Source organism: Fusicatenibacter sp., assembly GCF_050872605.1.
Lineage (GTDB): Bacteria > Bacillota > Clostridia > Lachnospirales > Lachnospiraceae > Fusicatenibacter.
Genome location: NZ_JBNMHD010000038.1, coordinates 1 through 25,528, shown reverse-complemented (window position 1 = coordinate 25,528; position 25,528 = coordinate 1). Strand labels below are relative to the sequence as shown.

General features: G+C 47.1%; 24 protein-coding genes and 2 pseudogenes. 19 read left to right on the top strand and 7 right to left on the bottom strand.

Annotated elements, in window-relative coordinates:
• Positions 1–172 precede the first annotated feature (172 nt).
• A complete protein-coding gene (gene pckA / locus ACY2VT_RS11310) occupies positions 173–1,777 on the top strand; it encodes a phosphoenolpyruvate carboxykinase (ATP) (protein ID WP_461879958.1) in 1,605 nt (534 codons plus the stop codon).
• Positions 1,778–1,927: 150 nt separating this feature from the next.
• Here pckA and ACY2VT_RS11305 read toward each other — a convergent pair whose 3' ends face one another.
• Both ACY2VT_RS11305 and ACY2VT_RS11300 read right to left on the bottom strand, forming a co-directional pair.
• The gene (locus ACY2VT_RS11305) at positions 1,928–3,418 is read right to left on the bottom strand and encodes an AAA family ATPase (RefSeq protein ID WP_461879957.1); all 1,491 of its coding nucleotides are present in this window, start codon (positions 3,416–3,418) and stop codon (positions 1,928–1,930) included.
• A gap of 99 nt (positions 3,419–3,517) precedes the next feature.
• Positions 3,518–4,447, bottom strand: coding sequence for a DMT family transporter (locus ACY2VT_RS11300; protein WP_461879956.1), 930 nt, complete (start codon positions 4,445–4,447; stop codon positions 3,518–3,520).
• Between the two features lie 315 nt (positions 4,448–4,762).
• Here ACY2VT_RS11300 and ACY2VT_RS11295 point away from each other — a divergent pair, with 315 nt between their 5' ends.
• The 11 genes and pseudogenes from ACY2VT_RS11295 to ACY2VT_RS11245 all read left to right on the top strand — a co-directional run.
• Positions 4,763–6,703 (top strand): ABC transporter substrate-binding protein, encoded by a 1,941-nt coding sequence (locus ACY2VT_RS11295; protein ID WP_461879955.1) that lies wholly within the window; start codon positions 4,763–4,765, stop codon positions 6,701–6,703.
• Positions 6,704–6,802: 99 nt separating this feature from the next.
• Positions 6,803–7,807 (top strand): ABC transporter permease, encoded by a 1,005-nt coding sequence (locus ACY2VT_RS11290; protein WP_461874930.1) that lies wholly within the window; start codon positions 6,803–6,805, stop codon positions 7,805–7,807.
• A gap of 15 nt (positions 7,808–7,822) precedes the next feature.
• Positions 7,823–9,076, top strand: coding sequence for an ABC transporter permease (locus ACY2VT_RS11285; protein WP_461877475.1), 1,254 nt, complete (start codon positions 7,823–7,825; stop codon positions 9,074–9,076).
• 10 nt (positions 9,077–9,086) lie between these two features.
• Positions 9,087–10,094, top strand: a complete 1,008-nt coding sequence (locus tag ACY2VT_RS11280; RefSeq protein WP_349142975.1) for an ABC transporter ATP-binding protein — start codon at positions 9,087–9,089, stop codon at positions 10,092–10,094.
• Entirely contained in the window at positions 10,087–10,905 is an 819-nt protein-coding gene (locus ACY2VT_RS11275) for an ABC transporter ATP-binding protein (RefSeq protein ID WP_461874926.1), read from the top strand. The genes ACY2VT_RS11280 and ACY2VT_RS11275 overlap by 8 nt, the downstream gene beginning before the upstream one ends.
• Positions 10,906–11,103: 198 nt before the next feature.
• Entirely contained in the window at positions 11,104–12,969 is a 1,866-nt protein-coding gene (locus ACY2VT_RS11270) for a sensor histidine kinase (protein ID WP_461879954.1), read from the top strand.
• Positions 12,941–14,389 (top strand): response regulator, encoded by a 1,449-nt coding sequence (locus tag ACY2VT_RS11265; RefSeq protein ID WP_461879953.1) that lies wholly within the window; start codon positions 12,941–12,943, stop codon positions 14,387–14,389. Before ACY2VT_RS11270 ends, ACY2VT_RS11265 begins: the two co-directional genes overlap by 29 nt.
• Positions 14,382–16,139: an ABC transporter ATP-binding protein gene (locus tag ACY2VT_RS11260; RefSeq protein WP_461879952.1), complete on the top strand. Its 1,758-nt coding sequence runs from the start codon at positions 14,382–14,384 to the stop codon at positions 16,137–16,139. Before ACY2VT_RS11265 ends, ACY2VT_RS11260 begins: the two co-directional genes overlap by 8 nt.
• Positions 16,140–16,270: 131 nt before the next feature.
• Complete coding sequence (locus ACY2VT_RS11255; protein WP_082424512.1) at positions 16,271–16,540, top strand: spore coat associated protein CotJA; 270 nt, start codon at positions 16,271–16,273, stop codon at positions 16,538–16,540.
• Positions 16,537–16,818: a spore coat protein CotJB gene (locus ACY2VT_RS11250; protein ID WP_022462706.1), complete on the top strand. Its 282-nt coding sequence runs from the start codon at positions 16,537–16,539 to the stop codon at positions 16,816–16,818. The genes ACY2VT_RS11255 and ACY2VT_RS11250 overlap by 4 nt, the downstream gene beginning before the upstream one ends.
• Positions 16,819–16,821: 3 nt before the next feature.
• Positions 16,822–16,920: pseudogene (locus tag ACY2VT_RS11245) on the top strand (manganese catalase family protein); the annotation flags it as partial.
• Between the two features lie 101 nt (positions 16,921–17,021).
• Here the strand turns inward: ACY2VT_RS11245 and ACY2VT_RS11240 are convergent.
• The 5 genes from ACY2VT_RS11240 to ACY2VT_RS11220 all read right to left on the bottom strand — a co-directional run bounded on the left by ACY2VT_RS11240 (position 17,022) and on the right by ACY2VT_RS11220 (position 20,126).
• Positions 17,022–18,452 (bottom strand): recombinase family protein, encoded by a 1,431-nt coding sequence (locus ACY2VT_RS11240; protein WP_461879951.1) that lies wholly within the window; start codon positions 18,450–18,452, stop codon positions 17,022–17,024.
• Between the two features lie 168 nt (positions 18,453–18,620).
• Positions 18,621–18,899, bottom strand: a complete 279-nt coding sequence (locus ACY2VT_RS11235) for a DUF4160 domain-containing protein (RefSeq protein ID WP_461874918.1) — start codon at positions 18,897–18,899, stop codon at positions 18,621–18,623.
• Entirely contained in the window at positions 18,883–19,173 is a 291-nt protein-coding gene (locus ACY2VT_RS11230; RefSeq protein ID WP_461874917.1) for a hypothetical protein, read from the bottom strand. The genes ACY2VT_RS11235 and ACY2VT_RS11230 overlap by 17 nt, the downstream gene beginning before the upstream one ends.
• A gap of 105 nt (positions 19,174–19,278) precedes the next feature.
• The gene (locus ACY2VT_RS11225; protein ID WP_461879967.1) at positions 19,279–19,887 is read right to left on the bottom strand and encodes a manganese catalase family protein; all 609 of its coding nucleotides are present in this window, start codon (positions 19,885–19,887) and stop codon (positions 19,279–19,281) included.
• A 77-nt stretch (positions 19,888–19,964) separates the two neighbouring features.
• Positions 19,965–20,126, bottom strand: a complete 162-nt coding sequence (locus tag ACY2VT_RS11220; RefSeq protein WP_461879950.1) for a hypothetical protein — start codon at positions 20,124–20,126, stop codon at positions 19,965–19,967.
• Positions 20,127–20,262: 136 nt separating this feature from the next.
• On the opposite strand from ACY2VT_RS11220, the gene ACY2VT_RS11215 reads away from it, so the two are divergent.
• The 7 genes and pseudogenes from ACY2VT_RS11215 to ACY2VT_RS11185 form a co-directional block, all read left to right on the top strand.
• Entirely contained in the window at positions 20,263–20,553 is a 291-nt protein-coding gene (locus tag ACY2VT_RS11215) for a phage holin family protein (protein WP_461879949.1), read from the top strand.
• Positions 20,554–20,572: 19 nt separating this feature from the next.
• A pseudogene (locus ACY2VT_RS11210) lies at positions 20,573–20,989 on the top strand (N-acetylmuramoyl-L-alanine amidase); the annotation flags it as partial.
• 112 nt (positions 20,990–21,101) lie between these two features.
• Positions 21,102–21,680: a peptidoglycan-binding domain-containing protein gene (locus tag ACY2VT_RS11205; RefSeq protein ID WP_461879968.1), complete on the top strand. Its 579-nt coding sequence runs from the start codon at positions 21,102–21,104 to the stop codon at positions 21,678–21,680.
• A gap of 218 nt (positions 21,681–21,898) precedes the next feature.
• The gene (locus ACY2VT_RS11200) at positions 21,899–23,716 is read left to right on the top strand and encodes a glycerophosphodiester phosphodiesterase (protein ID WP_461879948.1); all 1,818 of its coding nucleotides are present in this window, start codon (positions 21,899–21,901) and stop codon (positions 23,714–23,716) included.
• Between the two features lie 30 nt (positions 23,717–23,746).
• On the top strand, positions 23,747–24,979 hold the full coding sequence (locus ACY2VT_RS11195) for an FtsW/RodA/SpoVE family cell cycle protein (protein WP_461879947.1): 1,233 nt from the start codon (positions 23,747–23,749) through the stop codon (positions 24,977–24,979).
• 95 nt (positions 24,980–25,074) lie between these two features.
• The gene (gene acpP, locus ACY2VT_RS11190; RefSeq protein ID WP_119207903.1) at positions 25,075–25,308 is read left to right on the top strand and encodes an acyl carrier protein; all 234 of its coding nucleotides are present in this window, start codon (positions 25,075–25,077) and stop codon (positions 25,306–25,308) included.
• Positions 25,309–25,450: 142 nt separating this feature from the next.
• Positions 25,451–25,528, top strand: a 78-nt coding sequence (locus ACY2VT_RS11185; protein WP_461879966.1) for a glutamate--tRNA ligase family protein, incomplete at its 3' end; no start/stop codon positions are given.

The following is a 25,528-nucleotide window of genomic DNA, read 5'->3' as shown; positions in this document are numbered from 1 at the left end:
GGACACGTTCTGTAAAAAAAGGGAAGATTTTCAGTTGATTTTTTTGACCTTTTATGTATAATTAGAGTAGAAGAGGCCGGCTGGTCCGGTTTCTTAAAAAGGATACCTTCAAATTTCTGCATTTTGCAGAACGAAGCAGTATTACTATCAAAGGAAAGAGGTTAATTACAAGATGGCACAGATCGATTTAACAAAGTATGGCATCACCGGTACCACAGAAATTGTGTACAACCCTTCTTATGAGCAGTTATTTGAGGAAGAGACAAAACCAGAGCTGGAAGGCTATGAAAAAGGCCAGGAGACAGAGCTTGGTGCAGTCAACGTTATGACCGGTATCTATACAGGCCGTTCACCGAAAGACAAATACATCGTTGTGGACGAGAACTCGAAAGACACTGTATGGTGGACTTCCGATGAGTACAAAAACGATAACCATCCGGCAACCCAGGAAGCATGGGCAGCAGTGAAAGAGATCGCTAAAAAAGAGCTCTCCAACAAGAGACTGTTCGTTGTAGATGCATTCTGCGGCGCAAATAAAGACACCCGTATGGCTATCCGTTTCATCGTTGAGGTAGCTTGGCAGGCACACTTCGTAACCAATATGTTCATCAAACCTACCGCAGAAGAGCTTGAGAACTTCGAGCCGGATTTCGTTGTTTACAACGCATCCAAAGCAAAAGTTGAGAACTACAAAGAGCTGGGTCTGAACTCTGAGACAGCAGTAGTATTCAACATCACAAGCCGCGAGCAGGTTATCATCAACACATGGTACGGCGGAGAGATGAAGAAAGGTATGTTCTCTATGATGAACTACTATCTGCCGCTGAAGGGCATTGCTTCCATGCACTGCTCTGCAAACACAGACCTGAACGGCGAGAACACCGCAATCTTCTTCGGACTTTCCGGAACAGGAAAAACTACTCTTTCCACAGACCCGAAACGTCTCCTGATCGGTGATGACGAGCACGGCTGGGACGACAACGGAGTATTCAACTTCGAGGGCGGCTGCTATGCAAAAGTTATCAACCTGGACAAAGAGTCTGAGCCGGACATCTACAATGCAATCAGACGTGACGCTCTGCTTGAGAACGTTACCGTTGATGCAGCAGGCAAAATCGACTTCAACGATAAGAGCGTAACCGAGAATACTCGTGTATCTTATCCGATCAACCACATCGAGAACATCGTTCGCCCGATTTCTTCTGCACCGGCAGCTAAGAACGTAATCTTCCTGTCTGCAGACGCATTCGGCGTACTTCCGCCAGTATCTATCCTGACACCAGAGCAGACTCAGTACTACTTCCTGTCCGGATTCACTGCAAAACTTGCAGGAACCGAGCGTGGAATCACCGAGCCGACTCCTACTTTCTCCGCATGCTTCGGCCAGGCATTCCTGGAGCTGCACCCAACCAAATATGCAGAAGAGCTTGTTAAGAAAATGGAGAAGAGCGGAGCAAAAGCATATCTGGTTAACACAGGCTGGAACGGAACCGGAAAACGTATCTCCATCCGTGATACCCGTGGAATCATCGATGCAATCTTAAGCGGTGCTATCAACGAAGCTCCGACGAAGACCGTTCCGTACTTCAACTTCGAAGTTCCGACTGAACTTCCGGGCGTTGATCCGGCTATCCTGGATCCTCGCGATACCTATGCTGACGCTTCCGAGTGGGAGACAAAAGCACTGGATCTGGCTGAAAGATTCATCAAGAACTTTGCTAAATACGAAGGAAACGCTGCTGGTAAAGCACTTGTTTCCGCTGGTCCGCAGAAATAATTTTTCTGAATCGATCAAAGATAAGCTCCTGGCATGAAAGTGCCGGGGGCTTTTTTGAACGAAAATACAGCTCCCTGTCCGAGAAACCGTGAGGCGGCCGGTCGAACAGGGAGCTGTGTCAGGTTTGGCATTTTATTCAAAGAAGACAGATCAGCAGGACAGAAGCAGTTCACGTACCATCTCTGCATCAAAGACAACGGAAGAAACGTGGTTGACTTCGATCTGATACAGTGCATTTGCCGCGATATGCTCGGCAGCCTGCTCGAGATCGCGGATACCGCTTGTGTTTTCATGGCAGGCAATGACCGCATCAAGTCCTTCCGGTGTCAGAATGCACTCACCCTCTTTCATGCCGATGCGTTTTAATACCTTCGGAAGCGCATACCGCGAGAAGATAATCTTCTTTTCTTCCGGTGTGTAGTCCGGGATTTCGATGACCGCAAAACGAGACATCAGCGGAGCACTGATCTGGTCTTTGTCGTTGGCAGTTGCAATCGGATAAACGCCGACGGTCGGAATCATACACTCGATGTAGTTGTCGGTAAAGCCAAGGTTGTCAAGCAGCGTCAGCAGTACGTCCGCCGGATTTCCATTTCCTTTGCCGGAAGCAGCCTTGTCGAGCTCATTGATGATGAAGACAAGGTTCGATTCGCCCGCCATGGAGAACGCATCCATGATAATACCCGGTTTTGCATTGGCATAGATCCGGGAGCTTCCGGTGAGCTGCTCCGGGTCGTTGATGGAACTCATATCGAGGGTTGTCCACGGCAGCTTTAAGATTCGAGCAACGGCGTAGGCAATCTGTGATTTTCCAGTTCCCGCCGGTCCGATCAGCAGCAGTCCGTAAGCCGGAAGCGTATGGGTACGGTTGATCTGAATAATCGTCTCGATGATTCTCTGTTTCACGCGCTCCATGCCGTACAGCTCTTCATCGAGGATGCGGCGCGCTTCGACCGGGTCGATCGCTTCAAAGTAATTGCTCTTCCACTGGATATTCATCATCATGGAAAGAGCGCGCTGTGCGTGGCGGCGCTCCTCCGGGGAAACCTCGTGGGAGCGTGCGACGGCGAGATTCCGGCGTGCCCACAGGCGGATGTTGTCCGGCAGTGTTCTTCCGGCGCAGTTCATAAAATCGGTGATGGACTGAATGCTGGTGAGCTTCATGCTGTCGCCGGTTTCTTCCTGGTCCTCGTCCTCAATTTCTTCCTCCGGTGCATTGCTGGCAAGGAGACGTTCGATCATAAACTGTAAAAAGCCGTCCTCGGCGGAAAGCTTTGCACCGCCGCCGAAAGCGATCTCGCGGATTTTATAAACGGCATAGCCGTCTGCGGTCTGTGTTCCGGAGAGACGGACATTGATGTGGTTTTCTCCGAGCCATTTCAACAGACTGACAAAGCGGGCATCGATCCGGAGAATATCGGCGATGAAGGTTTCGTCTTCCTCTTTAAATTCAAACGAGGTCCGTTTCGTCGGATTCGTGAAAATGCCGCAGGGATGATGCGGGAATTCTTTCTCTTTCGTATCCAGAACGAGAATCGGCTGTTCCGGGGAAGTGAACGGTGCGTTTGTGCGGAAAATGGTATACGTACATTCGGAAACTTTTGCTTTTTCCGGTGAATTGCTGAAATCAAAAACAGGCATAACAGAACCTCCTAATAAAATAATTGCCTATGAAAGCACATAAAAACAGTGTAGCACGAATTAAAAAATCCTGCAATCAATATGCAGGATTTTGTATTTTTATGAAGAAATAGAAGTTTTTTTCTGAAAATCCGGAAGCTGTACCAGCACAATTGCCGCAAACATCAGAATGCATCCGAAAAGCTCACGTCCGGAGAGCGCCTGGTGGAGAATTACCCATCCCGCAAGAACGGAGAAAACGGATTCCAGACTCATCAGAAGGGAAGCTGTCGTCGGATTCAGCCCTTTCTGGCCGACAATCTGCAGCGTATAACCAACCCCTGAGGAGAGAATTCCGGCATAGAGAATCGGCATCCAGGCGTGCAGAAGATCGGAGAGATTTACGGTCTCAAACAGCACCATGCAGACAGCCGAAAGAAGTGAGCACGTAAAAAACTGAATGCAGGACATCTTCACACCGTCAACGAGCGGGGAAAAATGGTCGATCACCAGAATATGTACCGTAAAACCAAGCGCGCAGGCGAGTACAAGAAGATCGCCCTTCTGTAAAGAAAACGATCCGTCCGTCATGCAGAGCAGATAGAGACCGGCGACCGCAATGAGAACGGCGAGCCACACTTTAGGCTGGACGCGTTTCCGGAAAAACAGGCCGCAGACCGGAACGAGTACAATATAAAGTGCTGTAATAAAACCGGCTTTTCCAACCGTTGTATACTGGATGCCGACCTGCTGCAGCGTGGAGGCGGCAAACAGCACAATACCGCAGAGAATGCCGCCCGTCCAAAGCGTTTTTCTGTCGGCAGTGTGGTCCGCCGATGCCTGCTGTGCAGAGCTGCGTTTTTCCCGTGAGGAAAAGAAGGCAATCAGCGGAAGCAGGGCAAGACCGCCAAGCAGGTTTCGTACTGCGTTGAACGTAAAAGGTCCGACATAATCCATGCCGGTCTGCTGTGCGACAAAGGCAGAACCCCAGATCGCTGCGGTCAGAAGCAGGAGCGCCGACTGCCGGTACTTATGAGAAACAGTATTCATAATAGAAAGAACCTCCTGAAATTGATACAGAATCCATCATAGCACAAAAGAACGGAAAAAGCGAATGGAAAGACGTCGGAAAAGACAGAAAAATGGTATAAATAATCAAAATGACGAAACTGAGCAGATCTTGCGAAAACAGTACGTACAAAAATGCACATGAAAAATCAACTTAAAAAAGTGAAACTGAGCAAATTAACCAATGCAAAATAAAAAATAGACACCAAAAACAAAAAATGGACACTGTTTTTCCACTTTTTTTTATATATAATGAACTCATCAAGCAAGAACGAAAACCTTAAGGAGGTAAAAAGTATGAAAAAGCGTAACATGAAAGTCCTTGCACTGCTGATGACAGTGACAATGGCAGGAACGATGCTTGCCGGATGCGGAGACAGCGGAAGCACAAGTTCCAGTTCAACAGGAGGAACCACAGCATCCTCAAGCGGAACAGCAGATGCTTCCTCAGCAAGCGAAGAAGATACCACAGCAGCATCTTCCAGCACAGCAGATGCTTCCAGCGAAGATACCACAGGTTCGGATGATGTGGTAGGAGAGCTTCCGAGAAATGAAACTCTTTACTTCGCAGGCCAGCAGTGGGGTACCGTCAACGACTACAACCCGATGTCTGCAAACTCAAACAACGCAATGGTTCTGGCACAGGGCGATGCTTCCCGTGTACTCGTATATGAGACTCTTTACATGTGGAACCCGCTGGATGCTAAAATGTATCCGCTCCTTGCAGACGGAGATCCGGTTTGGAACGATGCCCGTACCGAAATTACCGTTAGGATCAAAGCTGATGCAAAATGGAATGACGGCACACCGGTTACTGCAAAAGATGTAGCAGCTACCTATCATGCACATGTAGATAATAATTCTTCTACCGGTGCTGAGATGAAGAACTACATCGCTGATATTGTTGCAGAGGATGACAGCACAGCAGTCTTCAAACTTGTAACCGATGACTCTGGAAAAGCTGTAAACCCGGTTCTGGCAGAAAGATATCTCCCGATGCTTTACATCTTACAGGAAAACTACCTGAACACCGTGGCAGAGAGAAATAACAACGATCCGGAAGCAATCAAACTGGACAAGATGGAAGATCTCGTATCATCTGGCCCTTACAAAAAATACTTTGATAATGACCAGAACGTAGTTCTGATTCGTGATGATAATTATTGGGGACAGGCAGACTCCATGTGGGGCAAGCTTCCGGTTCCGAAATATATCTCTCACCCGATCTTTAAAGACAACGCAGCAGCTACCACAGCATTCCAGAATGGTGATGTCGATGTGGCACAGGTATTCATCACAGACCTTCAGAAATTGTGGTTAGAGCAGGATCTTCCGATTTCTACCTATATCGATGAAGCACCGTATCAGCTGTGTATGACAATGCCTACCCTGTTCTTCAATACAGAAGTAGAAGGACTGGATCAGGTAGCTGTCCGTAAAGCAATTGCTATGGCAGTTGATTACGATCAGGTTATTTCTTCAGCAATGTCCGGACAGTCTCCTACTTTCGCAGATGTTCCGCGTTCTGTTATGAACCCGACCGATGGCGAGCAGGCACTGGTGGATCAGGATGCCTTAAAAGAGTATCAGTGGTCCAATGCCGATATAGAAGGTGCTAAGAAGCTTCTGGACGACGCCGGAATCGTAGATACTGACGGCGACGGAATCCGTGAGTACAACGGAAAGAATCTTTCCTACAAGGCTGAGTGCCCGACAGGATGGTCTGACTGGAATGCAACCCTTGAGATCGTAGCAGCAGCAGGAAAGAACATTGGTATTAACATTGAGACCTACTTCCCGGAAGCAGCAAACTACAACACCGATTACAGCACCGGAAACTTCGAAATCACCATGCAGTCCGGCCCTGGTACATCGGTTGCTAACCCGTACATGAGATGTCGTTTCTTCATGAGCTCTGATTACAACGCTCTCGAGGTTAACTACAGTGGTAACTTCGGTCATTATCAGAACGATCGTGTAGATGAAATCCTTGCAGCAATTCCTCAGGAAACTGACGATGCAAAACTGAAAGATTACTACACAGAACTCTCCAAGATTATGCTGGAAGATTGCCCGTGTGTACCGCTGATGTACAGACCGCAGGTATTCCATGAGGTAAATGAGTCCGTATGGACCAACTATCCGCAGAAAGACGATGGAACCAATGTTCCTCCGATGGACTGCACGGATGGTTATGGCGTAGCAGCACTGTACAATCTGGAACTGGTTGACGGCTGATTTGCTGAACAGAAAGAAAGTACATACTGAATTGTAACAGAGGCGGCCGGAGCCGGGGTGCTCCGGCCGCTTTTACAAAATCAGAAGGAGGGTTCCTCTATGAAAGGAATGAAAAAGTATTATACGCAGAAGATCCTGTGGTATCTTCTGACGTTAGTCTTTGCGGTACTGCTGAACTTCATTCTTCCGCGTCTGATGCCGGGCGATCCGGTTTCCACTATTGCGTCCAAATCGGTAGAAGGTATGACCGATGCGACTGCAATCCAGAAAGTATATGAAGACTATGCAGCAAAATTTGGTATTAACAAACCAATGTATGTCCAGTTTTTTACCTGGGTAAAAAATGCACTTCGCGGTGATTTCGGTGTTTCTTTCAGCCAGTATCCGCGTACCGTATCCGATATTATTTCCAGCTCGGTTCTGTGGACCATATGTTTGCAGCTCCCGGCCATTATTGTTGGATGGATTCTTGGTAACCTGCTTGGTGCAATTGCAGCTTATATGAAAGGCGTTTTCGACAAGGCAATCCTTCCGGCATTCCTGTTTATCAGTAACGTACCTGCCTTTGGTATGGCAACCATACTTTTGTTTATTTTCTCACTGAAATTACATATCGCACCTGCAGCAGGCGGCTATGCGAGCAGTATGATTCCGCATATGAGCCTTGCTTTTATGAAATCTGTGCTTTCGCATTACCAGCTGCCATTCTGGTCTATCGTAATCATCACGATCGGTGGTCAGGCTATTGGTATGCGTTCGATGTCAATTTATGAATTGAATGCCGACTATGTAAAATACAGTCGTTTCCTTGGTATCAAGGATCATACGATTGTGAAATATGTGTTCCGTAACGCAATGCTTCCGCAGATCACCGGTCTTGCAATGTCCCTTGGTACCATGATCGGCGGTAACCTGGTAGCTGAGATGGTATTCAGTTACCCGGGGCTTGGAACAACGATGCTCTCAGCAGTTACCGGCCAGGATTATCCGCTGCTTTCTGCCTGTACGCTAATCATTACTATCATGGTTCTGCTGGCCAACCTGCTTGTTGAACTTCTGTATGCAGTCATTGACCCACGTGTCAAAGCATCCCAGCAGGATTAGAAAGGAGAATACGCTATGAAAAATACAATCAAACAGATTTTTCATTCAGGAAAATTCGTGACAGGATTTGTAATCTTCTTGGCAATTCTCCTGACTATTATCATCTATCCGCTTATTGTGGCGAAAGATCCGCTGGCAATGATCGGAAACGGAAACTTTTTCAAACCGGGTACCTATCTTTCAATTCAGGATACCGTGAATTCCGGCAAAACGTATAAGATGAATGTTGATGCAACCGCAACCATCGTTGAAAGCAAACTGACAATGGACAACCGTTCTATGATGGCAGAATGGCTGGAAAAATACGGCGGTGTAGATGCCAGTGAAATCGATGTTACCGATGCGGAAGGACTGATTGCGCTCTGGGAGGAGAAGTATGACCCAAATGCAGAACAGAAAGGCCTTATCGCAGCAAAAAAGAAAAAATATCAGCGTCTCGACAAAGAGATCGACGGTATTTTAGAAGATGTTCCAACCATTATTGCTGAGAAAAATGAAGAGACCGGCGAACTGGAAGAGGTTCAGAGCATCGACAGCAAGCAGTATATCAATGAAAAAGATGTTATTAACCGTCAGACCTTCGTTCTTGGTACAGATAACTTTGGCCGTGATGTTTTGACCGAGCTGATCTCTGCTACAGGATCATCCCTGAAAATCGGTCTGGTTGCGGGAACGATTGCAACCCTGATCGGACTGTTCCTTGGACTTCTTGCAGGTTACCTTGGAGGATTTGTGGACAACCTGATTCTGTTCTTTACCAACCTGTTCACCGTTATCCCATCTTTCGTTCTCCTGATCCTTATCTCCTACAGCGTAGGCGAGTCTCAGAGGGGAATCATGATGGTGGCGCTCCTGATTGGAATTACAGCATGGCCGTGGACAACACGTTCCGTACGTTCTCAGGTTATTTCTCTTCGAAACCGTGACCATGTAAACCTTTCCAAGCTGTCCGGCCACAGCATGCTGCGGATTGTCCTTACTGACATTCTTCCGTACGTTGCATCCTACGTTGTTATGGCTTTCATTCTCCAGATTTCCTCCGGAATTCTGGCAGAGGCACAGCTTTCTATGATCGGACTTGGACCGGCAACCACAAAGACCGCAACACTTGGTCTTATGATGCAATGGGCAACCCAGTACAATGCACACTTAAATGGTGCATGGTGGGCTTATTTCCCGGTAATTCTTGTAATCGCACTTATTTCATTCTCTCTTAACCTGATGAACACCGGTCTTGACCAGGTATTCAACCCGCAGTTAAGAGACTAAGGAGGCAGCTATGGGAAAAGTAATGCTGGAAGTAAACAATCTGAAAACGAAATATGTGACTCGTTTTCATGAAGATGTATACGCCGTAGACGGAGTCTCCCTGAAGATTGAGGAGGGAAAATCCCTCGGTGTAGCAGGTGAGTCCGGCTGTGGTAAATCGACGCTGGCGCTGTCCCTGATGGGCTATTATTTCGCACCGCTTCACTACATCAGCGGCGATATTATCGTAGATGGAAGAAAAATTTCCGGAATGAAACCAGACGATGTCCGGAAAAATATTCTGGGCAATGAGATCGCCTACATTCCGCAGGCAGCAATGAATGCTCTGAATCCGACACAGAAAATCATCCGATTTGTAGAAGACGTTATCCATGCGCATGATCCGAAAATGCCGAAAAAGGATATTTATGATCTGGCAAAAGAACGTTTTCAGATCTTAGGCCTGCCGGAGGAGGTATTGCAGAAGCATGCGGTTGAGCTTTCCGGCGGTATGAAACAGAGAACCGTTATCGCAATTTCCACCATCCTTTCTCCGAAGGTACTGATCGCCGATGAGCCGTCATCCGCGCTGGATGTAACTTCCCAGAAGATGGTTATCAAGATGATGCGTGACCTGATGGAAAAAGGATTTATCAAATCCATGATCTTCATCACACACGAGCTGCCGCTTCTTTATAATGTAACTGACGATATCATGGTTATGTATGCCGGACAGATCGTAGAAAAAGGTACCGCAAAAGAAATGGTATTCGATCCGCTGCATCCATATTCAAAAGGTCTGATGGGATCCATCATCGTTCCGGAGGAAGGCGTAAGAGAGCAGAAGCTGACCGCAATTCCGGGAACTCCGCCAAACCTGAAGCATCCGCCGGAGGGCTGCCGTTTCGCAGACCGCTGTCCTTATGCACAGCCAACCTGTCGCGGTATGAAACCAGATGTCATCGAGCTGCCGAACGGAAGAGAGTATCGTTGCCTGATGTCTGAGAGAAAGATTCGGGAGGTGTATGCAAATGCGTGATGGAAAAGAATTAAAACCATGCCTCTCCGGAAGAGGTGTAACGAAAGTGTTTGGCTTTGGCGATGCTAAAACAGTCGCTGTAGACCATGTGGATTTCGATTTTCATGAAGGTGAATTTGTTTCTATCGTAGGAGAATCCGGATCCGGAAAAACAACGCTTTCCAAGATGCTACTCGGACTGATCAGTGTAACCGATGGCGAAATTGATTTCCAGGGCAAACCAAGAGACATCTCGAACGGAAAGAAGAAAAAAGAGTACTGGAAGGGAATTCAGGCGATTTTCCAGGATCCGTTCGCTTCTTACAATATGTTTAAACGTGTAGATTCTGTTCTGCTGGATTGCATTAATATGCGCGGTGACAAGAATCTGCCGAAAGAAGAAAAAGAACGTCTGATGACAGAGGCCTGCAGTTTTGTAAACTTAAAATACGCAGAACTGACAAACAAATATCCATTTGAGCTGTCAGGAGGCCAGATGCAGCGACTGATGATCGCACGTATTTTCCTTCTGAAACCAAAGATTCTGCTTGCCGATGAGCCGACATCCATGATCGATGCCTGCTCCCGTGCAACAATCCTTGATATGCTGCTGAAACTGCGTGATGAGATCAATATGACGATTATCTTTATCACCCACGATATTGGTCTTGCTTACTATGTGTCCGATAATGTTTATATTATGGAGCATGGAAAATTTGTAGAGTCCGGTCCGGCAGAAGAAGTGATTCTTCACCCGACAGCAGCGTATACCAAACGTCTGATCAGCGATGTTCCAAAGATTTATGAACCGTGGGATCTGACAACGGTATAACAATGGTACGAAAGCTGTTTCCCTGGAATCATGCTTTGCGTCATATATGAGTCTTGCGAAAAGAGAGACGGTGCACGGGAAAAAAGTGTATCGTCTTCTCTTTTTGTCAATAATTTTTCTGAAAAAATTGCTTTTTAAAGAAAAAACTGGTAAAATTAGTAAGGTTACAGAACCGAAAAGAAAACTGGGGGATGAAAAATGCGAAACTGGTTTCGCGGACTGAAACTGAACCAAAAATTTACCGTAACAACGTTGATCTTTGTTTTTATTCCACTTTTTGGCATGATGTGTTTCGGGTTTAGGAGCATCAAAAAGAATGCCATAGATCATGGGGTAAATGAAGCAGTAACGGCAACCGATCTTACCTGTGCGGAGGTGAATGCAAAAGCGAATGCCTGCTCGATGGTTGTAGATACGCTGCAGGAGTATGAACCACTGGAAAAATATCTTCTTCATCTCAGGAGGGGAGAGGAGATCTCTGAGAGCTATTATCAGCAATTTCGGAACAACAGCATCAGCATAATTGATAAAATGCAGGAGGCAATGCCGGATCTGTATCAGATCCATATTTTTGCCATGGCAGACGGTTTTCTGGAGCAGCAGCCGATCCTGTACCAGAAGGAAAAGATGAAAAACTGCGCCTGGTACCGAAGCTATCAGGGCGGAGGACAGTGGTTTTTTGACATACAGGAAAAAAATGTTATCTCTGGCACCAAAAAAGAAGGTTCCCATTTGATGACTTATGTACGGGAGCTGCGGGATCAAAGCGGAGGAAGGCTTGGTGTGATCGAGGTATCCATGCGTATGGCAGACATATTTCCAGAAATCTATCGCTCCAGTGACAGCAGCTGGGCCTGCTTTATTGATGAAAATTGGAATTTATATGACTGCGGGAAAACAGCGGCAGCCTGTAAATGGCAGTCCTATCGGGGGTTGATTCTGTTCCGGGCAGGAATCCGTGACAGAAAGGAAGGCCAGCAGAGTGCAGTGATTGACCGGAAAAATGTTGCGATTGTGCTTCGGAAAGTAGAAAAAGTCAATGGAATGTTTGTAACACTGACCAACCTGGATGATGCAACCGGAAACATGATCAAGCAGCAGCAGAGAATGCTGCTTGAATTTGCTGTTTTCGGACTGCTTCTGATTGTGGTGGTCAATCTGATTGTGCGTGGCCTGTTGAAGGAGTTTTATGACGTCCTGTGTGAGATGTGTCAGATTGACAATGGAACAACAAAGATAAAGGTTTGTTACAGTGCAGAAGAGATGCGGGAAATGAGTTATGGGATCAACGGAATGCTGGAGAGAATTCAGAAACAGAACGAAGAAAGCATCAAAAGGGAGGCAGCTTTGAAAGATACGGCGATCCGGGCAATGCAGAATCAGATTAACGCTCATTTTATTTACAATGTGCTGGAATCCATTAAGATGATGGCTGAGATTGATGAAGAATATACGATTTCCGATGCTGTAACGGCACTTGGTGAAATGCTGCACTACAATATGCGCTGGAATAAATTCCTGGTAACCGTTCAGGATGAGATGAATTATATTCAGAACTATGTGGAGCTGATGAATCTGCGGTATGATTTCACAATAACACTGTCTGTTCAGATGCCGGAAAATTTATATCGGCAGGATATCCCCAAGATGTCTCTTCAGCCGATTGTGGAAAATGCAATTACACATGGAATTGAGGAGCAGGATACAGATGCTGTCATTGAAATCAAAGGAATAGAGCATGAAAAGAGCTTCGAGATTGAAATCACAGATTCCGGAATCGGCATGTCAGAAAAACAGCTTGCAATTCTGAGACGCAAACTGAGAATGCGCCTGAATTCGGATACACAGCCGAAACATGGAATCGGGCTTCGGAATGTACAGGACAGAATCCACATTCAGTTCGGAACCGAGTATGGGCTGTCGGTTTATACAAAAGAGCATTGCTATACGAAGGTGAGTATTCATCTCCCCATCACGAGGGGGAAATATTCTCTGATGGATCAAGAGGGTGACGAGAAAGAGGAAGAAAAAGAAAATGAATACACTGCTGGTTGTAGAAGATGAAAAATTGATTCGACAGGGAATCGTGGCGATGATCCGGCGAAGCAGCGTGCCGGTGGAGGAGATTCTGGAGTGTCGAAACGGAGAAGAGGCATTGGAGATTTTGAGGAAACGGAGGGTGGACGTCATGTTCACTGATATCCGTATGCCCAAAATGGATGGTCTGACACTGGTCAACGAAATGGAGGAGTTGTCACAGAAACCTGTTGTTATTGTTTTAAGCGGCTATGATGAATTTTCCTATGCGGTTGAAATGATGAAACATGGAGTTCGGGACTATATTTTAAAACCGATCAAGCGGGAGACGATAGAACAGCTTCTGGAAAATCTGGAACGAGAGCTTTCGGAGACCCGGGAAACGGAAGAAGAGGAAGAACGGTGCTTTTTAAATCAGCTCCGTTATCTGATGATGAATGCAGAAATGGCCGAAGATAAAGAATGGATGGATATGGAAAGCAGGATCCGGCGATACATCGGAAACGACAGCTTCCGGATTTTACTGACCAGCAAGGCAAATGGGGAACGGTTTTCGGAATGCAGCGGAATTCTGCTGGAAGGCGTAGAAGGAGGAGTTCTGTATCTTTTGCCGGAATCGGAGGCAGAGCGGATCATGGAAGAAAAAGATGAGAGATTCTGTCTCGGAGTGGGAAAAGAACATCGTTCTGTGATGGAAATTCCAGAGGCATACCGGGAAGCACTGCTGGCACGGGAAATGGCATTTATACAGAACAGTCCTGTGGAAGAATATCAGAAAAAATGTTTTGAGGAAAAGCCGGAGCTGGCACAGTTTCAGGAAAAATTTATCCTGCAGGTGCCGACGGAACGGGTGGATGCTATGTTGCGAAAAATGCGGAACTGGTATTTTGAGGCAGCGCATCAGAGGGTTTCCCCCTATCAGCTTCTGGCAGTAACAGAAGCAATCTGTAAAGAGCTGGATCTTTTTCATCGAGTGCCGGAAAAACAGGAAAAATGTCCGCGCCCTCTGCAGTACCGTGATGCGGATCTGTTTCTGAATGCGTTTGAAGAATGGATACACGTTTACAGGGAAAGCCTGAAAAGTCAGACGGCCGGAAAAGAAAAAATGGAAGAGGCAATTTCATATATTCGGGAAAATTATGCAAAAGATCTGAATATGGCAATGGTATCTAACCATATTTGTATGAATTATTCGCTGTTTTCAGCAGCGTTTAAAGAACATACCGGTGTGAATTTTGTGAACTATCTGAAGGAGATCCGCATTGCGGAGGCAAAGCGTCTGTTGATTCAAACAGAAGATAAAATTACGGAAATTGCCAAACAGGTTGGATTTGAAAATGATAAGCATTTCATGAAATCATTTAAAACGGCATGCGGTGTATCACCGTCTGAGTTCCGAAAAGATTACAAAATGGTTTCCAAGGGAAAGGGAGGACAGGATGAGTAAAGAAAAAGAAACCGGAAAAGAGAAGGGAAGAATTCGCCAGCTGGCGCGGTATTACATTCCATATAAGGGATTGTTTTTTACCGACATGTTTTTTGCAATGCTTGGAGCAGCCATTACACTGGTGATTCCACTGATTGTACGGTATATTACGAGTACGGTTGTGGAAAAGCCGCTGGAGCAGGCAACGGGTGAGATTATCCGCCTCGGTATTCTGATGATTGTTATGGTTCTGGTCGAAATGTACTGTAACTTTTATATTGCCTATTACGGCCATGTAATGGGGGCGCGGATTGAGCATGATATGCGGAACGAGATCTTCGGCCATTATCAGAAGCTTTCGTTTGCTTTTTTCGATAATCAGAAGGTCGGCCATCTGTTGTCACGCATCACAAGCGATCTGTTCGATATCAGTGAACTTTTACATCATGGGCCGGAGGATATTGTCATTTCGTTTATCAAACTGATCGGCGCGATGATTATTCTGTTTGTGGTAAATCCGATGCTGGCATGTGTGCCGCTTGTGGTTATTGTGGTGATGCTGCTGTTTGCGTTAGTGATGAACAGCCGCATGAAGAGTGCATTCAAGGAAAACCGCCGCAGAATTGCGGATATCAACAGTCAGATTGAGGACAGCCTTTCGGGGATCCGTGTTGTCAAATCGTTTGGAAATGAGACAGAAGAGATGCGTAAGTTCAATGCGGGAAATGATCGCTTTGTCGATTCGAAGAAGGTCAGCTACCGCTATATGGGAATTTACAATTCGGGAATGGGAGCCTTTTCGACGCTGATTACCGTTATTTCGCTGATTGTCGGCGCATTGCTGATGACAGGCGGGAAACTTGGGGCGGCGGATCTGGTTACCTTTCTTCTGTACATCAACAACTGTACGGATCCGGTGAAAAAGCTGGTGAACTTTACGGAACAGTTCCAGAATGGTTATTCCGGCTATGAACGTTTTCTGGAAATTATGAGTATCGCGCCGGACATCCAGGACAGGCAGGATGCACTGCCACTGAAGAATGTGCAGGGTGAAGTAACATTTGAAAATGTTTCGTTCCATTATGAGGAGTCGAAGGAGAATGTGTTAAGCAATGTGAATCTGCATGTCCCGGCAGGAGACTATGTAGCGCTGGTGGGCAGCTCCGGTGCCGGAAAGACGACGATCTGCTCTCTGATTCCGCGTTTTTACGATGTGACAGAAGGAAGGATTCTGCTGGATGGAAAGGATATCCGCGATGTGAAATTAAAGGATCTGCGCGATGAGATCGGTATTGTGCAGCAGGATGTGTACCTGTTTGCGGGAACGATCATCGACAACATCCGCTACGGCAGACCGGATGCGACCGACGAGGAGGTCATCCGCGCAGCGAAAGCGGCCAATGCACATGAATTCATCATGGAGCTGGCGGACGGCTACGACACCGATATCGGCCAGCGCGGCGTAAAACTTTCCGGCGGCCAGAAACAACGGCTTTCCATCGCCCGCGTATTCCTCAAAAACCCGCCGATCCTGATTTTCGACGAGGCAACCTCAGCGCTCGACAACGAGAGCGAAAAAGTTGTCCAGAAATCTTTGGAGCTTCTGGCGAAAGACAGGACAACCTTCGTGATTGCGCACCGGCTGTCCACAATCCGGAATGCAAAGCGGATTCTGGTGCTGACGGAGAATGGAATTGCGGAGGAAGGCACACATAAGGAACTGCTCGCGAAGGGCGGGATTTATGCGCATTTGTATGAGATGCAGTTTTGATGAAAATTTCATTATAGCAAGACCCGAAAATAATGCAAAAAAGGCAGCGGAAGAGAAACCGCTGTCTTTTTTGACACTTTCTTATTTTCTTCATACTCTATAAAGAACAGGAAATGAAAGAGGAACATGGTATGGATTCATCCCGTATGAATCGCGGCTGCTGCGGTGCGAACAATATGCAGAACCGCCGCGCCGCTTCAAACAATATGGAACTGAAGATGGAACCAAGGAATTTCCCGCGGAAAATGCAGCATGTAGATCATATGATACCTGCAATGGCTTACGTTCCGATGCAGCGGTTTGAACAGATCTATGATCTTTCCGCTGCATTAAAAAATGGAACCTTATTCCCGGAACTCTGTAAACCATTCTGTGGAAAGGGAGGAGGACAGTGCCTATGATGCCGCAGATGCCATCCCGCGAAAAGCTGCTCGCCTGGATTGATCAGGTCAGCTTTGCTGTTGTTGAAATGAACCTTTACCTCGACACCCACCCGGAGGATGAAGATGCACTTGCCTTTTTCCGGGAAAAAGTGGAGCTTCGAAAAGAAGCACTGAAACAGTATGCTGAACAGTACGGCCCGCTCACGATCGATACCGCCAACGACCGCATGAGCCGTTCTTTCGAATGGGTTATGCAGCCATGGCCGTGGGAAGTTAACCGGAAAGGAGGGTGCTGACGGATGTGGAATTATGAAAAACGCCTTGAGTATCCTGTAAACATCACGACACCAAACCCCAAAATCGCCCAAATTATCATGAGTCAGTACGGTGGCCCGGAGTTCAATACCAGATAATAACTAATATGGGCACCGGATTTCCGTACCAGATGATACGGAAAAATCCAGTGTTTATGCGGCTTTGCAGACTTTAGAAGTGTAAATCAGGAGACGAAAAAGTCGAAATACATGGTTCCCGAAGCTTTTTCATAGACAATACGATCCACGATGGAACGGAGCAGAAGGCCCTTTTTCTCGGCCGGTTCCTCTGGATTTTTCAGAATATCATTAATATTTTTTATTTCTTCCCGGAAATCTTCTTTCGAGATTGTTTCCGGCGGGGCGGCGGGCGTAAGCACGCGGTCCAGTTCTTCCTGCAGGCGCTGCCGTTCTTCGGCGAGCCTTTTTTTGTTGGCGCTGTATTCCTCCAGCGTATCAATCCCATTTTCGAAAGCCATTTTCACGCGGGACTCACGGACGGCCAGATGGTCCAGGGTCTGCTGCAGCCGCTGGATGGTTTCATCGTCTTCCTGCTCCTGCTTTCGGGCGCGGACGGTGAAAGAGAAGTCCGTACCGGTGAGGGTATCGTCAAAATAGCGATAGACAGTGCGCTCAGCTTTTGCAACCGTGATCGAGTTAGAACCCTTGTGGAAACCTTTGGCATATTTCCAGCATTGAAAGTATGGGCAGGATGTATTTCCGGCCGTTACAGTCATCGTTGCGCCGCATATTGGGCATTTTAAAAGTCCGGACAGCCAATGGCGGCAGGTGGATGGACTGCGGCTTTTCGGTGCGCGTCTGCGGGCATCCATGCGTTTGATTCGTTCTTGATAACGTGCAGGATCCAGCCGTGTTTCATGTGTGCCCTCGAAAGAGACCCCATTCCAGACCACAGTACCGGCATAAAATGGATTGCGCAATATGCGCTCGATCGAGCGGCGCTCCATAAGACTTCCACGCCGGGTATGGTATCCAAGATCGTTGCACTTTCGGGCAATTGCTGTTGGATCGAGATGCTCGAAGTCATACTGGTCCATGATGTATTTGACGATTTGATATTCCGTTTCGTCAATTACGAACGGCTTGCCGCCGCCTGCGGCATGGTATCCCAGGCAGGGCGTTGTTTGATAACCGTGCTGCAGTGCTTTTTCCTTCATACCGCGCAAAACTTCGCCGGAGAGACGGATGGAGTAGTATTCATCCATCCATTCGATGATACGCTCGATCAATGTACCGAATGGACCGTCGATCAGCGGCTCGGAAATACTGATCACATCCACATTACTTTTTTTTAACAATGATTTGTAAACGATGGATTCCTCCTGATTACGTGCGAAGCGACTGTATTTCCAGACGAGAATCACATCAATGGGGTGAGATTCCTGTTTTGCAAGGGCGATCATCGCCTGAAATTTTGGCCTCTGTTCCGCGTGTCGGCCGGAAACAGATTCCTCAAAGATGAACTCTTTGCTGATTACAATGGCATTCTTCCTGGCATAGTCCAGGAGCAGGCGCTGCTGGGCATCAGGGGAAAGCTCTGTCTGGTCTGCGGTGCTGACGCGGATGTAGAGAGCACCATTTTTTAGTGCTGGCATAATATCACATTCTTCCATTAAGAACATAAGAAAAACACCAAAACAGGCAGAAAACTAATGAATTGGTGTTCTTTAAGTGATACAATTTATTTTTGAACATATACAATTATTCCTTAAAAGACGGCGGAATCCAATTTTAATCTGTAAATAGAGGACTCATCTATTGTTTTAACAATAGAACGTAATCTGCCGGAAAGTAGCATACCAGAGATCAAGGATATCTTTGCTTCGTGCCTCGACCGTCTGCATAATAAACCGGAGCTGTTTGGAAGGGATTTTGGATTTGTTATGGCATAACAGACATTTTCCGTTTCTGGTAATCCAGATTTTTGTGGCAGTAGGGGATGGAACGCCCTTACAGACATGAACATGTACAGGTTCGAGAGGATTATTTTCGTTTACCCAGAAATATACGACGTATCCGCCGATTTTAAAAACTTGAGGCATCTTCATTCCCTCCTTCAAATCCACCCTCGCGGGCAAGCTGCATAATGATATGTGCTACGGATGCGAGGTAATCCTGAAAATAGCTTAATTCTTCTTCGGAAAAGCCGTCTATATTTTCCCATTTATAATCAGGAAGCCAGCATGTGGCAGAGTGAAATCCGCCATAAACAGGCTTTTCAATCCTGACTTCGACCTGTTCCTTTCCGTCTTTTTGAAGAGTTCCGGAATGAACAATTTCAGTATTATCATTAAGGGTTAAAAATGGATATAACATGATGAGTGTCCTTTCTGTATTAGTGCGGCATATACACGGTAAGAAAAATCCCACCCGTGGAGAAAACGAGTGGGATTTATGAAAAGCAGTAGAAACTTCTCAGTGTTATCTGGTGCAGCAATTTTCCTGATTCGATGTCGGCTGCGGCGCAGAACAGAATGTTTTTGAGTCAAACGACGGGTTAAACGCGTAGAAGTTTTTCGAGTTCAACTCATCCTGAACAGAGCGCAGTGCTTCACCAAAACGTTGGAAATGCACAACCTCACGTGCTCGCAGGAAACGAATCGGATCAGCTACCTCCGGATCTTTTACCAAGCGAAGGATGTTGTCGTACGTTGACCGGGCTTTCTGTTCTGCAGCGAGATCTTCGAACAGATCTGTTAACGGATCGCCTTTCGACTGAAATTCGCAGGAATTAAACGGGATTCCGCCGGCCGCCTGTGGCCAGATTCCGGCTGTGTGGTCTACATAGTAATTAGCAAAACCGGAATTCTGAATTTCTTCCAGCGAAAGATTACAGGTAAGCTGATGAACGATCGTGGATACCATTTCGAGATGAGCTAATTCCTCGGTACCAACATCATTCAACACCCCCGCTACAATTCGGTTCGGTGCTGTGAAACGCTGAGAGAGATACCGCATGGATGCGCCCATCTCTCCATCCGGTCCACCGGAATGTAATACCAGATAATAATGAATTCCCCTTGTTTTAATTAGAACGGGATTTGTTTTATTTGAGATGTACTTAGTATACTAAAAGCAGAGTGTCTTGTAAAGGAGAATACGAGTTGTTACTGTTCACTTAGTTTCCTTTCCGAGTTGTATCCGATCGATTCCATAGCAGACTCTATTCGCTGCAGAACGATTTCCGAGGTTTTTTCCTTGCCTAATTCATCAGAAGTGTATTGGGTTTCTTCCAATATAATTCGCGTAACGGATACAATTTCCTTCATAAAAAGATCACCTCTTTATCACTATATGTACAATGTGATCAAAATGCGATTCTGAAAACACCTGATCGTAGAACGCAGTCCCATCATAATATAGAAAAAAGACTTTCAAAAACAGAACAGTCAGAAAGGATGTTCCATGGAAGCAATGAATTATGTAAAGCCCGAACTCATCGTCGTTGCGTTCGTGCTGTATTTTTTCGGTGTTGCTCTGCGGCAGGCGCAGGCGGTGAAGAATAAGTACATTCCTCTGATCTTAGGAGGCATCAGCATGGTGCTGTGTGCGGTTTGGGTGATGGCGACGAGTGAGATTGAGACGGCGAAGGAGGGGGCGATGGCGGTTTTTACGGCGATCACGCAGGGAATTCTGGTGGCGGGGCTGAGCAATTATGTGAATCAGATTATCAAGCAGATCCATAAGCCGGAGTGAACGGCGCTTCGAAAAATCTGTGTTATGCCGGAGCAGTCTGAAACGGCAGAAAGGGGAGAATGTGAGAATTGATCGGTCGTATCTTGGCAATCAGAATACGTATGCGGAAAACAATCCCAAATGTATCGTAGTCCACAACACCGACAACTTTGCAGCAGGTGCCGATGCGCGGGCACATGCGAGAGCACAGCATGACGGGAATTTCCAGAACATTTCCGCGCACTATTACGTTGATGACGGTGACACGGCCTACCAGGCGGCGCCGCACAGCCGGGGGTGCTGGCATGTCGGCATTAATTACGGCGGAAAAAATCTGTTTCAGCAGTACGGCAACAAGAACAGCATCGGCGTGGAGATGTGTGTGCAGGCCGGGTATAATTATGAAAAAGCATTTGAGAACACTGCGGCACTGGTGCGGGAGATCATGCGGGAGACGGGGATTCCGCTGGAAAGAGTCTATCGTCATTATGACATCTGCAGCAAATACTGTCCGAGCCAGATCATGAACCGCGGTGACTGGGACCGCATGAAGCGGATGATCGGAAGCGGTGCAGGGAGCACAGGAACGGGAACAGCAGGCAGCGGCCCTCAGCATCCGTCAGGCACCGGATGCGGACAGCAGGATTGCCGGAACGATCCGGGATCAGGGAAGCTACACGGTGACGGAAATCCAGAACACAAGCTGGGGACGGCTTCTCTCAGGGGCAGGCTGGATCAACTGCCATACAGCGTATTGCCGTTATGCCGGTCCCGCAAAAGAAAAATCGGCAGAGACAGCAAAGTCATCCGGAAAGACAGTCACAGAGGACGGAATATGGGGTGAAAGTCTGACGCGCCGTCTGCAGGAACTTTTCGGCACGCCGCAGGACGGAAAAATCAGCAATCAGCTGGCTGCCAACCGGAAATTCTGCGATGGCATCACAGCCGCCGAGTGGGACAATACGCCAAAAGGCGGATCGGCACTTGTAAAAGAAATGCAGAAATGGGCATCGGCCGGCATGGACGGCTATATCGGTCCGCAGACAATCCGCGCCTGGCAGAAAAAACTCGGCACGCCGATCGACGGCACAGTAAGCAGCCCGTCTGCCATGGTAAAAAAACTGCAGAAGTGGTGCAATCAGAAATAGAAAAAAGAATACTCAAAGACCCGATTTTGTGTTATACTGAAAGATAGTTTAAAATGAACAGAAAGAAAAAGAGCTTCAAAAAAGACTCGAAGTGTCAAATGTAAAATACAAAAGAGAAAAAATAAAGGTAATTTTTGCATACAGATTCATCGGGGGGAATTGCGGCTGACAGGAGAGAACAACAGCAGATGAGAAAAAAGGCAGTAAAAAATGCAGGAATGATACGAATTTATCTGAATATGGCATGGAAACTTTTGCAGAAAAACCTGCTTAGCATCGTGATATTTGAGACGGTCTACCGCCTGTTTTCCAGCCAGCTCGTTTCAAGACTCGCCAATGCGGCGATCAACTTTTCCTTAAAACAGCTGGGAACGAGTTATATGACATCAGAAAACTTCAACAAGATCATGCTGCATCCGCTGACCCTTCTGCTGATTTTCGGAATTCTGCTTGTCTTCTTTTTCTGTATGCTGTTTGAAATCTATGCCGTCATGGCGGCTCTGGAGGCCTCCTGGAAACGAAAACGGATTTCCGTTCCTGTCATGATGCTTGCCGGCGGAAGAGGAGCCGCACAGTTTGTGCGCGCCCGCCCGTGGACCTGGTTTTTCTACATGGCAGCGAGCTTCCCGTACCTCTGGCTGCACAGCAGCTACAGCGCCATCCGCAGTATGAAACTGCTTCAGGTTTCCCTGACGAAGATTTTCAATGCCTTCCCGGCATACTGGATCCCGGTGGTGCTGACGGTTCTGCTTGTCGTGTTCTCGTTTGTGTTTTCCTACACCATCCCGTTCCGGTGCATGATGACGGAAAAAGAGAAAAATACCCATCTGCGGGTGCGCCAGACACTGGAAAAACGCGTGCTGCGCGAGCTTGGCATCAACGTCTCCTTCCAGGTGATGATTTTTCTGATTACGTGGGTTCTGTATCTGATTTTCGGAACGGCTGTTGTTGCCTATGCAAAGCTGGTGAAAACGCCGTCTACCGTTGTCAGTACCGTCATCGTCTATGGTGACTGGGTCAAATCGACGATGAGCCTGATCGGCGGAGCGTTCGGCCTTGTCGGAAGCATTACGTATCTGTATCTGATTTTTATCCGTTCCTCCCGAAAGGGCTACCAGAAGAGCCGGACAACGAAAAAGCCGCGCTCGAAGCTGGTACGCACCTTCTGCGGTCCGGTAACGGCGGTGGTTCTCACGATCACCATGCTGGCAGGAGAAACGGTTTATCTTGTATATGCCATGCGCGCAACACGTGCAGAGGCAACGGCTTCCTCCCAGTATATTTCGGTGTCAGCGCACCGGGGCGGAGCCAGAAAAGCACCGGAAAATACGATGAGCGCGATCAAATATGCAGTGGACAGCATGTCGGATTATGCGGAGATCGATGTACAGGAGACGAGTGATGGAGAGATTGTCCTTCTGCACGACACGAACCTGAAGCGGACAACCGGTCTGAATGCCAGCATCTGGACCCTGACCTACGATGAAATCAGCCAGCTCGATGCCGGTGTACGATTCAACAAAAAATTCCGCGGCGAGCAGATTCCGAAGCTGGAAGAAGTCATCGCGTACGCGAAAGGAAAAATCAACCTGAATATCGAAGTAAAATACAACGGCCACAACCAGAATATTGTCAAAAAAGTGGTGAAAATCATCGAGGACAATGACTTTGTGGATCAGTGTGTGCTGACTTCCATGAACTACAATTTCCTCAGGCAGGCAAAGAAAATCAATCCGGATATCAAGACCGGGTATACGATGAAAATGTCGTACGGAGGCCTGGAGGATATGGACGCGGCGGACTTCTTCTCCGTAAAATATACGTACATTACAGAAGGCTTCGTAGAGCATGCACACAGTCTTGGTAAAGAAGTCTGTGCCTGGACGCTGAATTATCAGGGAGATATGCAGCGGATGGTCAACTGCGGCGTGGACAACATTATCACGGACGATCCGGAGCTAGTGCGTAAGGTTATCCTCGGAACAACCGACCGAAATCCGGGCTTTGTTAGTCTGCTTGGCTATGCACTGAAATAAATGGAGTAAAACAATGGAGGTGGAAACTTCATGGCAGAGAAAGTAAACATGCCATCCCAGAAGAAAGAAAAGAAGAAAAAGAGGAAGAAAAAACTTCCTTCGGATTTTTATGATTATAACCTGCTGGCCTGCACTATTTTGCTGGTCAGCTTCGGACTGATTATGCTGTACAGCGCGAGCGCCTACGAGGCGGCCAGCACATTCAAAGGAAATGATATGTATTATTTCACGCATCAGGCGGGGCTTTCTGCTATTGTTCTGGTGGGAATTGTGATATTGTCGAAGTTTGTAGATTATCATAGTGTATGGTTCCAGCGGATTGCAGCACTGGTATACTGGGGAAGTCTCCTTCTGATGGCGGCGGTAAGGTTTACGCCGCTTGGTTATGAAGCCTACGGGGCGAGAAGATGGCTCCGGATCGGCGGTGTCAGTCTTCAGCCTGCGGAGATTGGAAAGCTGGGGCTGATTCTGTATTTGCCATACATTATCCTGAAGATGGGAAAAAATATGCGTACCATCCGCGCAAAAGCGATTGTCCTCGGACTTGGCGTGCTGCAGGCGCTGGCTGCGTGGATTCTGACGGACAACCTGAGTACTGCCATTATTCTGGGACTCATCGCCTGCGTCATTTTGTTTCTGGCGGACCCGGAGGTAAAATTTTATGCGCGTGTGATTCCGGGCGCGGCGGTAATTGGCGTTCTTGCGATTATCATTTTAAAAAATAATCTGCAGATCTTTGAAAGAATAGGCGGTGACTTCCGGTCGAACCGTATCTATGAATGGCTTTCCGGAGGCAGCTATCAGATTCTGCAGGGACTTTATGCGATTGGCTCCGGTGGATTTCTCGGAAAAGGACTTGGCAACAGTACGCAGAAGATCACAACAATTCCGGAAGCACAGAACGATATGATCTTCTCGATCATCTGCGAGGAGCTTGGAATATTTGGCGCGCTTCTTGTATTGCTGCTGTTTGGCTACCTGCTGTACCGCCTGTTTGTGGTTGCACAGAATGCGCCGGACGCGTATGGAATGCTGATGGTGAGCGGCGTTTTTGCACATATTTCCATTCAGGTTATTCTGAACCTGTGCGTCGTTCTGAAGCTGATGCCGGCAACGGGAATTACCCTTCCGTTTATCAGTTACGGAGGAACATCGGTGCTCTTTATCCTGACGGAAATCGGCATTGCCCTGTGCGTCTCCCGCTTTATTGTGTTCCAGGAGGGAAAGAGCGGAGAAGGAGAGGCACCGGCGGAAGAACAGTAAAAGTAGAAAAATCTATTGACAAATGCCGGAATAACAGATACACTTTTTTCGAAAGAAATACTGGCTGCCGGGTAGAGGCAGGAAGGAGCAGAACAATGTTAGAAAAGATAAAAGAAATTTTAGTAGAACAGCTCAACTGTGATGCAGACAGCATCAACGAAGATACCTCTTTTAAAGATGATCTGGGAGCAGATTCCCTGGATCTCTACGAGATGGTTATGGCATTAGAAGACGAGTACGGAATTGAAATCGACACCGACGAACTGACAGACCTTTCTACCGTCGGCGACTTTATGGAATATATGAAACAGCACGGCGTAGAGGTCTGAAAAAGAGCATTGCCGCTGGCAAAAGTGGAAGGATGGTACAGCTCGGAAGAAACGCCGGGCTGTTTTCCATTCTAAATAAATGGTGGAAGGGAACAGACAAAAGGATTGTTCCAGAAAAAGCAGAAATCAGGAGAAAAGAAAAATGAGCAATGTAAAAACAAGATTTGCACCGAGCCCGACAGGCCGGATGCATGTAGGAAACCTGCGTACTGCCCTGTAT

Bases quoted from the DNA above. Each gene is read 5' to 3' on its own strand.
- pckA (WP_461879958.1), top strand. From the start codon at position 173: ATGGCACAGATCGATTTAACAAAGTATGGCATCACCGGTACCACAGAA.
- ACY2VT_RS11305 (WP_461879957.1), bottom strand. From the start codon at position 3,418: ATGCCTGTTTTTGATTTCAGCAATTCACCGGAAAAAGCAAAAGTTTCC.
- ACY2VT_RS11300 (WP_461879956.1), bottom strand. From the start codon at position 4,447: ATGAATACTGTTTCTCATAAGTACCGGCAGTCGGCGCTCCTGCTTCTG.
- ACY2VT_RS11295 (WP_461879955.1), top strand. From the start codon at position 4,763: ATGAAAAAGCGTAACATGAAAGTCCTTGCACTGCTGATGACAGTGACA.
- ACY2VT_RS11290 (WP_461874930.1), top strand. From the start codon at position 6,803: ATGAAAGGAATGAAAAAGTATTATACGCAGAAGATCCTGTGGTATCTT.
- ACY2VT_RS11285 (WP_461877475.1), top strand. From the start codon at position 7,823: ATGAAAAATACAATCAAACAGATTTTTCATTCAGGAAAATTCGTGACA.
- ACY2VT_RS11280 (WP_349142975.1), top strand. From the start codon at position 9,087: ATGGGAAAAGTAATGCTGGAAGTAAACAATCTGAAAACGAAATATGTG.
- ACY2VT_RS11275 (WP_461874926.1), top strand. From the start codon at position 10,087: ATGCGTGATGGAAAAGAATTAAAACCATGCCTCTCCGGAAGAGGTGTA.
- ACY2VT_RS11270 (WP_461879954.1), top strand. From the start codon at position 11,104: ATGCGAAACTGGTTTCGCGGACTGAAACTGAACCAAAAATTTACCGTA.
- ACY2VT_RS11265 (WP_461879953.1), top strand. From the start codon at position 12,941: ATGAATACACTGCTGGTTGTAGAAGATGAAAAATTGATTCGACAGGGA.
- ACY2VT_RS11260 (WP_461879952.1), top strand. From the start codon at position 14,382: ATGAGTAAAGAAAAAGAAACCGGAAAAGAGAAGGGAAGAATTCGCCAG.
- ACY2VT_RS11255 (WP_082424512.1), top strand. From the start codon at position 16,271: ATGGATTCATCCCGTATGAATCGCGGCTGCTGCGGTGCGAACAATATG.
- ACY2VT_RS11250 (WP_022462706.1), top strand. From the start codon at position 16,537: ATGATGCCGCAGATGCCATCCCGCGAAAAGCTGCTCGCCTGGATTGAT.
- ACY2VT_RS11240 (WP_461879951.1), bottom strand. From the start codon at position 18,452: ATGCCAGCACTAAAAAATGGTGCTCTCTACATCCGCGTCAGCACCGCA.
- ACY2VT_RS11235 (WP_461874918.1), bottom strand. From the start codon at position 18,899: ATGCCTCAAGTTTTTAAAATCGGCGGATACGTCGTATATTTCTGGGTA.
- ACY2VT_RS11230 (WP_461874917.1), bottom strand. From the start codon at position 19,173: ATGTTATATCCATTTTTAACCCTTAATGATAATACTGAAATTGTTCAT.
- ACY2VT_RS11220 (WP_461879950.1), bottom strand. From the start codon at position 20,126: ATGAAGGAAATTGTATCCGTTACGCGAATTATATTGGAAGAAACCCAA.
- ACY2VT_RS11215 (WP_461879949.1), top strand. From the start codon at position 20,263: ATGGAAGCAATGAATTATGTAAAGCCCGAACTCATCGTCGTTGCGTTC.
- ACY2VT_RS11200 (WP_461879948.1), top strand. From the start codon at position 21,899: ATGATACGAATTTATCTGAATATGGCATGGAAACTTTTGCAGAAAAAC.
- ACY2VT_RS11195 (WP_461879947.1), top strand. From the start codon at position 23,747: ATGGCAGAGAAAGTAAACATGCCATCCCAGAAGAAAGAAAAGAAGAAA.
- acpP (WP_119207903.1), top strand. From the start codon at position 25,075: ATGTTAGAAAAGATAAAAGAAATTTTAGTAGAACAGCTCAACTGTGAT.